This is a genomic window from Cupriavidus sp. WS, from assembly GCF_000395345.1.
Classification (GTDB): domain Bacteria; phylum Pseudomonadota; class Gammaproteobacteria; order Burkholderiales; family Burkholderiaceae; genus Cupriavidus; species Cupriavidus basilensis_B.
This window is the reverse complement of sequence record NZ_AQPL01000332.1, coordinates 1-9594: the sequence shown is the minus strand read 5'-3', so window position 1 is coordinate 9594 and position 9594 is coordinate 1. Positions and strand designations below refer to the sequence as shown.

The window sequence follows — 9594 nt, the reverse complement described above, 5'->3', positions numbered from 1 at the left end:
GGCTGGGTCGCCTACCCGCCGCTGTCGGAGCTCGGCTACAGTCCGACGGTCGGGGTCGACTACTACATATGGTCCCTGCAGGTATCGGGGCTGGGCACCACGCTGACCGGCATCAACTTCATCGTCACCATCCTGCGCATGCGCGCGCCCGGCCTGAACCTGATGAAGATGCCGGTGTTCACGTGGACCGCGCTGATCACCAACATTCTGATCGTGGCGGTGTTCCCGGTGCTGACCGCGACGCTGGCGCTGCTGACCGCCGACCGCTACCTGGGCATGCATTTCTTCACCAACGAGCTCGGTGGGAATGCCATGATGTACATCAACCTGATCTGGGTCTGGGGCCACCCCGAGGTGTACATCCTGATCCTGCCGTGCTTCGGCGCGTTCTCGGAAATCATCTCGACGTTCTCGGGCAAGCCGCTGTTCGGCTACAAGTCGATGGTGTACGCCACCTCGTCGATCGGCATCCTTTCGTTCTTCGTCTGGCTGCACCACTTCTTCACGATGGGCTCGGGCGCCAACGTCAATGCCTTCTTCGGCATCATGACCTCGATCATCTCGATCCCGACCGGGGTCAAGCTGTTCAACTGGCTGTTCACGATGTACCGCGGCCGCATCCGCTACCACTCGTCGACGCTGTGGACCATCGGCTTCATGGTGACGTTCGCCATCGGCGGCATGACCGGCGTGCTGCTGGCGGTGCCGGGAGCGGACTTCGTGCTGCACAACAGCCTGTTCCTGGTGGCCCACTTCCACAACGTCATCATCGGCGGCGTGGTGTTCGGCTGCCTGGCGGCGATGAGCTTCTGGTTCCCCAAGGTGTTCGGCTTCACCCTCAACGAGCGCTGGGGCAAGATCTCGTTCTGGTGCTGGCTGGTGGGCTTCTACCTGGCCTTCATGCCGCTCTATGTGCTCGGCTTCAAGGGCATGACGCGCCGGATGAACCACTACGCCAACGTCGACTGGCATCCCTACCTGGTGGTGGCGCTGTGCGGCGCGGTGATCATCGGCGCCGGCATCCTGGCGCTGCTGATCCAGCTCTACGTCAGCGTGCGCGACCGCAAGCAGAACATGGACCCGACCGGCGACCCGTGGAACGGCCGCAGCCTGGAATGGGCCACGGCCTCGCCGGCGCCGTTCTACAACTTCGCCCACGTGCCGCACATCACCTCGCTCGAGCAGCACTGGGACGACAAGGAAAGCGGCCGCGCCTACGTGCAGCCCGCGCGCTACGAGGACATCCACATGCCGAAGAACACCGGCGCCGGCATCATCATCTCCGGCTTCAGCCTGGTGCTGTGCTTCGCGCTGGTGTGGCACATCTGGCCGCTGGCCATCGTCGCGCTGGCCGGCATGATCGGCACCTTCATCCTGCGCAGCTACGACCGCGACGTGGACTACTACGTGCCGGCGGCGGAAGTCGAGCGCATCGAGAACTCGCGCTACGCGAAGCTGCAGGAGGCGGCGTAAACCATGAGCAATACCATGACCGCGCACACGCACGCGCATTCGCACGCCCACGCGGCGCACGACCACGCCCATCACGACGACGGCACCAAGACCACGCTCGGGTTCTGGATCTACCTGATGAGCGACTGCCTGATCTTCTCGGTGCTGTTCGCCACCTTCGGCGTGCTGGTGGGCAACACCGCCGGGGGGCCGGGCGGGCGCGAGCTGTTCGAGTTGCCGTTCGTGCTGGGCGAGACCATGCTGCTGCTGCTCAGCAGCTTCACCTTCGGCGTGGCGATGCTGTACATGCATTCCGGGCGCAGCCAGATGGTGGTGCGCTGGCTGGGCGTGACCTTCCTGCTCGGCGCCGGCTTCATCGCGATGGAGCTGTACGAGTTCACCGAGCTGCTGCACCGCGGCGCGGGCCCCGGCGTGAGCGCGTTCCTGTCCTCGTACTTCACGCTGGTCGGCACCCACGGCCTGCACGTGACCTGCGGGCTGGTGTGGATCGCCGTGATGATGCACCAGATCAAGCGCTTCGGCCTGGACGGCGTCACCAGCCGCCGCCTGAACTGCCTGAGCATGTTCTGGCACTTCCTGGACCTGATCTGGATCTGCGTCTTTACCTTCGTTTACCTGCGTGAGTTCGTATGAAGACCAAGCATCTCCACCCGGCCGGCGCCGCCGACGCCGCGCACGGCAGTTTCAAGGGCTACGTGGCCGGCTTCGTGCTGTCGGTGCTGCTGACCTTCGCCTCGTTCGGCGCCGTGATGCTGGACGTGGTGCCGCGCCACCTGGGCCTGGCGGCCATCGTCGCGCTGTGCGTGGCGCAGCTGCTGGTGCAGCTCGTGTTCTTCCTGCACATGGGCGCCGCGCGCGACCAGCGCCAGAACACCGCCATCTTCATCTGCAGCGCGCTGCTGATCGCCATCATCGTGGCGGGCTCGCTGTGGGTCATGCATAACGCCAACGTCAACATGATGCCGACGCAGATGTCGATGGAGCGCGCCAAGATGCGCGACTAGCCGGCCCGGCCGGCTCCGCGCGCACCGCCGCGCCGCCTTTTCAATTCCACCGAACGGAATTGAAGGGCTGCAAAGCGGGGCGCGCGGGCCTATTCTCGTCTCCAACAAACGGGGCACCGCGCCGCTGGCGCACGGTGCCCCGGATTCCACGGAGACGACAGTGCATTCCCTTTCCCGTCGCGTCGCCAGCAGGCTGGCCGCGCTATCCGCCGCGCCGCTCGGCGCGTGCTTGTCCGCGCTGGCCCTCGCCGCCGCGTGCCTGCCGGCCACCGCCACGGCGGCCTTTCCCGACAAGCCCATCCGCATCGTGGTGCCGTTCTCCCCGGGCGGCGGCACCGACCTGATCGCGCGCACCATCGGCGTGGCCATGTCGCAGGACCTCGGCCAGCCCGTGGTGGTCGACAACAAGCCCGGCGGCGGCACCATCATCGGCACCGACAACGTGGCCAAGAGCGCGCCGGACGGCTACACGCTGGTGATGGCGACCTTCGCGCACGCCGTCAACCCGAGCCTGCAGCCCAAGCTGCCCTACGCCACCGATAAGGCGTTCGCGCCGGTGGTGCTGGTGGGCCGCTCGCCCAACGTGCTGGTGGTGCGCCCGGACAGCCCGTACCAGACCGTGCAGGACCTGATCGCCGCGGCCCGCGCCAACCCCGGCAAGATCTCGTTCGCCTCGCAGGGACCGGGCACCTCGGCGCACCTCGCCGGCGAGCTGTTCAAGAGCCTGGCCAAGGTCAACCTCAACCACATTCCCTACCGCGGCGCCGGCCCGGCCATCACCGACCTGCTCGGCGGCCAGGTGGACCTGATGTTCGCCACCGCCTCGGCGGTCGGCAACCTGCTGGAGTCCGGCAAGCTGCGCGCGCTCGGCGTGACCAGCGCGCAGCGCTCCACCAGCCCCGACCTGGCCAGGGTGCCGACCATCGCCGAGAGCGGCGTGCCCGGCTACGTGGCGGAAAGCTGGTACGGGCTGTTCGCGCCCGCCGGCACGCCGGCGCCGGTCATCGCCCGCCTCAACGCCGCGGCCAGGAAGGCCGTGGCCACCGACGCCTTCCGCAAGCGCGCCGACGCCGAGGGGCTGATCGTCAGCCCCGGCACGCCGGAGGCGTTCGGCCGCTACGTGCGCGGCGAGCAGGCGCGCTGGAGCCAGGTCGTCAAAGACGCAAAGATCACCATCAACTGAACCGAGCCGCAGCCAGACACACCATGACCGACTATTCCTTCATCGAGCTGGAAACGCAGGACGGCATCGCCGTGCTGACCCTCAACCGCCCCGACAAGCGCAACGCCATCACCGACGACATGCGCAGCGAGCTGATCGACGCGCTGGAGCGCGTCACCGCCGAGCGCGGCATCCGCGCGCTGGTGCTGACCGGCAGCGGCAAGGGCTTCTGCGCCGGCGGCGACGTGGCCGGCATGCAGAAGCGCATGGACGCGCCGCAGGGCGAGGTCGGCTTCAACGGCTGGGCGCGCCAGCAGCGCGTGCACCACTCGGTGGCGCTGCTGCACGACATGCCCAAGCCGACCATCGCCGCGGTCAACGGCGCGGCCGCCGGGCTGGGCGCCGACATGGCGATGGCCTGCGACTTCGTGGTCGCCTCCGAGAGCGCCAGCTTTGCCTGGTCCTACATCCACCGCGGGCTGATCCCCGACGGCGGCGGCATGTATTTCCTGCCGCGCCGCACCGGCCTGTCCAGGGCCAAGGAACTGATCTTCAGCGGACGCAAGGTGGACGCGGCCGAGGCGCTGCGGCTCGGCATCGCCGACCGCGTGAGCGCGCCGGACGCGCTGCTGGCCGACGCGCGCAACTGGGCGGCGGAGCTGAGCCACGGCTCGCCCACCGCGCTGGCGCTGGGCAAGTCCATCCTCAACCAGAGCTTCGAGCTGCCGGCCGGGCAGGTGTTCGCGCAGGGCAGCCAGGCGCAGGGCATCTGCTACACCAGCAGCGAGCACCGCGCGTCGGTGCTGGCCTTCCTCAACAAGACCGCGGCGAAGGGCTGAGATGGCATCCGACCTGATCTCCGACGCGGCCACCGCCTCCACCGCTTCCGCCATCGCGCGCCTGGTCAAGCCGCGCAGCGTGGCGGTCATCGGCGCCTCGGCCGACCCGGCCAAGACCTCGGGCCGCCCGGTGTCCTACCTGACGCGGCACGGCTTCGGCGGCGCCATCTACCCGGTCAACCCGAAGGTGGACACCATCGGCGGCATCCGCTGCTACCCGGACATCGGCTCGCTGCCCGAGGTGCCGGACGTGGGCATCGTGCTGCTGGGCGCCGAGCGCGCGCAGCACGCCGTGCGCGAGCTGGCCGCGCGCGGCACCGGCGCGGCCATCGTGCTGGCCAGCGGCTACACCGAGACCGGCGCCGAGGGCGCGCGCCGCCAGGCCGAGCTGGTCGAGGCGGCCGGCAGCATGCGCCTGCTCGGGCCCAACACCATCGGGCTGGTCAACGTGACCGACGGCATTCCGCTGTCGGCCAGCGGCGCGCTGGAGATGGAGCATTTCCCGGCCGGCAGCATCGGCGTGGTGTCGCAGAGCGGCGGCATCCTCGGCGCCCTGCTGTCGCGCGCCGCGGCGCGCGGCATCGGCCTGTCCAAGCTGGTCTCCACCAGCAACGAGGCCGACCTCGACCTGGCCGACTTCATCGACTACCTGGCCGACGACGAAGCCACCCGCGTGATCGCGCTGTACGTGGAAAGCGTGCGCGACCCGGCGCGCTTCCGCGCCGCCGCGCTCAAGGCGGCGGCCGCCGGCAAGCCGGTGGTGGCCTTCAAGATCGGCCGCTCCGAGGCCGGCGCGCGCGCGGCGGTCTCGCATACCGGCGCGCTGGCCGGCGCCGACCGCATGTACGACGCGCTGTTCCGCCAGGTCGGCGTGATCCGCGCGCAGACCTTCGCCGACCTGATCGACATTCCCGCCGCGCTGGCGGCCGGGCGCGTGCTGCGCGGCCGGCGCGTGGCGGTGCTGACCTCGACCGGCGGCGCCGGCACGCTGGTGTCGGATAGCCTGGGCGTGTCCGGCTTCGAGACGCCGCCGCCCGACGCGGCCACCGCGGCGCAGCTGCGCGCGCTGCAGAACGGCGACCACGCCGCGCTGGACCGCAACCCGATCGACGTCACGCTGGCCGGCCTGCAGCCCGACCTGCTGCGCGCGGCCATCCGCACGCTGCTCGACAGCCCGGGCTACGACGCCGTGGCGGTGATCGTCGGCTCCTCCGGCCTGGCCATGCCGGACCTGATGGCCGACGCCATCCGCGACTGCCTGCCGGGCAGCGACAAGCCGGTGCTGGCCTACGTCAGCCCGCACGCGCCGCACGTGGCCGCGGTGCTGAACCAGCGCGGCGTGCCGGCCTTCAGCGCGCCGGAAAGCTGCGCCGCGGCGCTGGGCGCGATGCTCGACGCGGCGCGCCTGCGCGCGGCGGCGGAGCAGGCGTTGGCGGCCGCGCCTGCCGCGCCCGCCGCCGGCATCGCGGACCTGCCGTCCGGCTCGCTCGACGAGGCGCAGGCCAAGGCGCTGTTCGCGCGCTTCGGCGTGCCCACGGTGCGCGAGACGGTGGTGCGCGACGATGCGCAGGCGCAGGCCGCCGCGCGCGCGCTCGGCGAGCGCGTGGTGCTGAAGATCCTGTCGTCGGAGATCACGCACAAGAGCGACATCGGCGGCGTGGCGGTCGGCGTGGCGCCGCAGGACGTGCCCGCGCGGCTGGCGGCGATGCGCGCCGAGGTGGCCGGCCACACCGGCCGCGAGCCGGAGCGCTTCCTGGTGCAGGAGATGGTCGGCGGCGGCGTCGAGATGATCCTCGGCCTGCACCGCGACGCGCTCGGCACCGCGGTGCTGCTCGGCATGGGCGGCGTCGCCGCCGAGCTGTTCCAGGACACCACCCTGCGCCTGCTGCCGCCCGGCGGCGCGCTCTCGCGCGAAGAGGCGGCGGCAATGGCGCGCGAGCTCAAGACGTGGCCGCTGCTGGACGGCTACCGCGGCCGCCCCAGGGCGGACGTGCCGGCGCTGGCCGAGGCCATCGTCGCGTTCTCGCGCATGGCCGCCGCGCTCGGCGAGCGGCTGGTGGAGGCCGAGATCAACCCGGTGTTCGTGCTGCCGGCCGGGCAGGGCGTGCGCGCCGCCGACGGCGTGGCGGTCATCGCCTAGCCGGGACTCGCGCCGGGGGCTCGCGCGCCGGGCCGGTCTGTGCCAGACTGCTGCCCTCGGCGCCGCATTTCCGTCCAGCGGAAATGCGGCGCTTCATGCCATCGGAGGCCGCAGTGGATTCGGAGGATGCAAGCAGCCGCGCGCGCGGGCGGCCTGCCAGCCAGCTTGCCAACCGCTCGCTGGAGCGCGGCATCGCGCTGCTGCGCGCGTTCCGGCCCGGCTCCGAGGTGCTCGGCAATGGCGAGCTGGCCGAGCGCACCGGGCTGGCGCGCTCCACCGTCAGCCGCCTGACGCAAAGCCTGGTCGAGACCGGCTTCCTGCAATACGACCCCGACCTGCGCGCCTACCGCCTCGGCGCGCCGGTGCTGAGCCTGGCGCACGCCATGCGCACCGGCTCCACCGTGCTGCAGCTGGCCGCGCCGCTGATGCGCGAGCTGGCGCAGGCCGAGCACATCAACGTCGGGCTGGCGATGGCCGACCAGGACGAGATGGTCTACCTGGAATCGATCCGCTACAGCCGCAAGGTGTCGCTGCGCAACGTGGTGACGGGCCAGCGCGTGCCCATCGCGCTGACCTCGCTGGGCCGCGCCTGGCTGGCGGCCGCGCCCGCGCATGAGCGCGAGGCGCTGATGCGGCAGTTCCGCCAGCGCTTCTCCGCGCACTGGCCCGAGCTGGAAGCGGAGATCCTCGAGGCCATCGACCACGTGCAGCGGCACGGCTGGTGCGCAGCCGGCTGGCAGCCCGAGGTGGTGGCGCTGTCCACGCCGATGCAGCTTGGCCACTATCCGCTCCACGTGCTCAACGTCAGCACCTCCACGCGCGCCGGCGTGGCGGCGGCCAGCCGCGAGCTCAGGCCGCACCTGATGCGGCTGGCGGCGCAATTGCGGCAGGCCTTCGAGCAGGCGCGGCCGGACTGACGGGACGGGCAGGGCGCACATGGCGCGGCGGCGCGGATCGGTCCGTCCGCCGCGCCACGTGGCTGGCCGGCCATTTCCCGCGCGCGGTCGGGCGGCACCTGACTGTCTTCCCGCGCTTCTTCCTGCATCTCCTCCTCATCCCGCCGGGGACCGCGTCCGCATAATTACTTGACATATAAACTATATAGATCTAAATTAAATTGCGCCCCACGATAACGGAACCGCTGAATGGCCGGATGCCGGAACAGCGGCCGGAACAGCGCAACGGACGAGCGCAAGCTCAAGGAGACCTGGTGATGAAGATCGTTTGCATCGGCGGCGGCCCGGCGGGCCTGTATTTCGCGCTGCTCATGAAGCAGCAGAACCCGCGGCACGAGATCGTGGTGGTGGAGCGCAACAAGCCTTATGACACCTTCGGCTGGGGGGTGGTGTTCTCGGACGCCACGATGGACAACATGCGCCGCTGGGACCCCGTCACGGCCGACGCGATCCAGCAGGCCTTCAACCACTGGGACGACATCGAGCTGGAATTCAAGGGCCAGGTGATCCGCTCGGGCGGGCACGGCTTCGTCGGCATCGGCCGCAAGAAGCTGCTCAACATCCTGCAGGAGCGCTGCGAGCAGCTTGGCGTGAAGCTGGTGTTCGAGACCGAGGCCGACTCCGACACCGACTATCCCGACGCCGATCTCGTCATCGCCAGCGACGGCATCAATTCCCGCGTCCGCGACAAGTACGCCGGGACCTTCCGGCCCGACGTGGTGGTGCGGCCCAACCGCTATATCTGGCTGGGCACGCACAAGCTGTACGACGCCTTCACCTTCCTGTTCGAGAAGACCGAGCACGGCTGGTTCCAGGCGCACATCTACAAGTTCGACGACAAGACCACCACCTTCATCGTCGAATGCCCCGAGCACGTGTGGCTCGCGCACGGGCTGGACAAGGCCGACCAGGAACAGTCGATCGCCTTCTGCGAGAAGCTGTTCGCCGCCAACCTCAAGGGCGCCCCGCTGATGACCAACGCGCGCCACCTGCGCGGCTCGGCGTGGCTCAACTTCCAGCGCGTGGTGTGCGAACAGTGGTGGCTGCGCAATGCGCACGGCAGCCACGTGGTGCTGATGGGCGACGCCGTGCACACCGCGCACTTCGCCATCGGCTCGGGCACCAAGCTCGCCTTCGAGGACGCCATCGAGCTGACCCGGCAGTTCCGCCTGCTCGGCGACAGCCCCGACCAGATCGAGGCCGTGCTCACGCGCTACCAGGAAGCGCGCCGCATCGAGACGCTGCGGCTGCAGAACGCGGCGTGGAACGCGATGGAATGGTTCGAGGTCTGCGGCGAGCGCTACTGCGACCAGTTCGAGCCGCCGCAGTTCATGTACTCCATGCTCACGCGCAGCCAGCGCATCAGCCACGAGAACCTGCGCCTGCGCGACCGGCCGTGGCTGGAAGGCTACGAGCGCTGGCTGGCGCGGCGCGCGGGCGTGCCGGTGGCGGACGGCAGCGCGCCGCCGCCGCCGATGTTCACGCCGTACACGGTGCGTGGGGTCACGCTCAAGAACCGCATCGTGGTCTCGCCGATGGCGCAGTACTCGGCCGTGGACGGCGAGCCCGGCGACTATCACCTCGTGCACCTGGGCGCGCGCGCGATGGGCGGCGCCGGGCTGGTGTTCGCCGAGATGACCTGCGTCAGCGCCGAGGGCCGCATCACGCCGGGATGCCCGGGCATGTACACGCCGCGGCAGCAGGCGGCGTGGCAGCGCATCGTCTCGTGGATCCATGCCAGCACCGACGCGAAGTTCGCCATGCAGATCGGCCATGCCGGCGCCAAGGCGTCGACGCGCGCGGCCTGGGACGGCATCGACCAGCCGCTGGCGTCCGGCAACTGGCCGGTGATGGCGGCCTCGCCGCAGCAGTATCTCGAAGGCGTGAGCCAGACCGCGCGCGAGATGACCCGGCGCGACATGGACGAAGTCAAGGCGCAGTTCGTCAACGCGGCCAAGGCCGCGGCGGAGATCGGCGTGGACTGGCTCGAGCTGCATTGCGCGCACGGCTACCTGCTGTC

8 protein-coding genes are annotated in these 9594 nt (G+C 70.2%); all 8 read left to right on the top strand.

Features of this window, described 5'->3' with window-relative positions:
• Positions 1 to 1473 (top strand): cbb3-type cytochrome c oxidase subunit I (locus K206_RS0125265; protein WP_020205171.1); only part of this gene is annotated, 1473 nt, incomplete at its 5' end.
• Between the two features lie 3 nt (positions 1474 to 1476).
• On the top strand, positions 1477 to 2106 hold the full coding sequence (cyoC, locus tag K206_RS0125260; RefSeq protein ID WP_020205170.1) for a cytochrome o ubiquinol oxidase subunit III: 630 nt from the start codon (positions 1477 to 1479) through the stop codon (positions 2104 to 2106).
• Positions 2103 to 2477 (top strand): cytochrome o ubiquinol oxidase subunit IV, encoded by a 375-nt coding sequence (cyoD, locus tag K206_RS0125255; protein ID WP_020205169.1) that lies wholly within the window; start codon positions 2103 to 2105, stop codon positions 2475 to 2477. Before cyoC ends, cyoD begins: the two co-directional genes overlap by 4 nt.
• A gap of 229 nt (positions 2478 to 2706) precedes the next feature.
• Positions 2707 to 3660: a tripartite tricarboxylate transporter substrate binding protein gene (locus tag K206_RS0125250; protein ID WP_020205168.1), complete on the top strand. Its 954-nt coding sequence runs from the start codon at positions 2707 to 2709 to the stop codon at positions 3658 to 3660.
• A gap of 23 nt (positions 3661 to 3683) precedes the next feature.
• Complete coding sequence (locus K206_RS0125245; RefSeq protein WP_020205167.1) at positions 3684 to 4478, top strand: enoyl-CoA hydratase/isomerase family protein; 795 nt, start codon at positions 3684 to 3686, stop codon at positions 4476 to 4478.
• Position 4479: 1 nt separating this feature from the next.
• Positions 4480 to 6618: an acetate--CoA ligase family protein gene (locus K206_RS0125240; RefSeq protein WP_020205166.1), complete on the top strand. Its 2139-nt coding sequence runs from the start codon at positions 4480 to 4482 to the stop codon at positions 6616 to 6618.
• A gap of 113 nt (positions 6619 to 6731) precedes the next feature.
• The gene (locus K206_RS0125235; protein ID WP_020423895.1) at positions 6732 to 7535 is read left to right on the top strand and encodes an IclR family transcriptional regulator; all 804 of its coding nucleotides are present in this window, start codon (positions 6732 to 6734) and stop codon (positions 7533 to 7535) included.
• Between the two features lie 296 nt (positions 7536 to 7831).
• The coding region (locus K206_RS0125230; RefSeq protein WP_020205164.1) for an FAD-dependent monooxygenase at positions 7832 to 9594 on the top strand (1763 nt) is incomplete at its 3' end.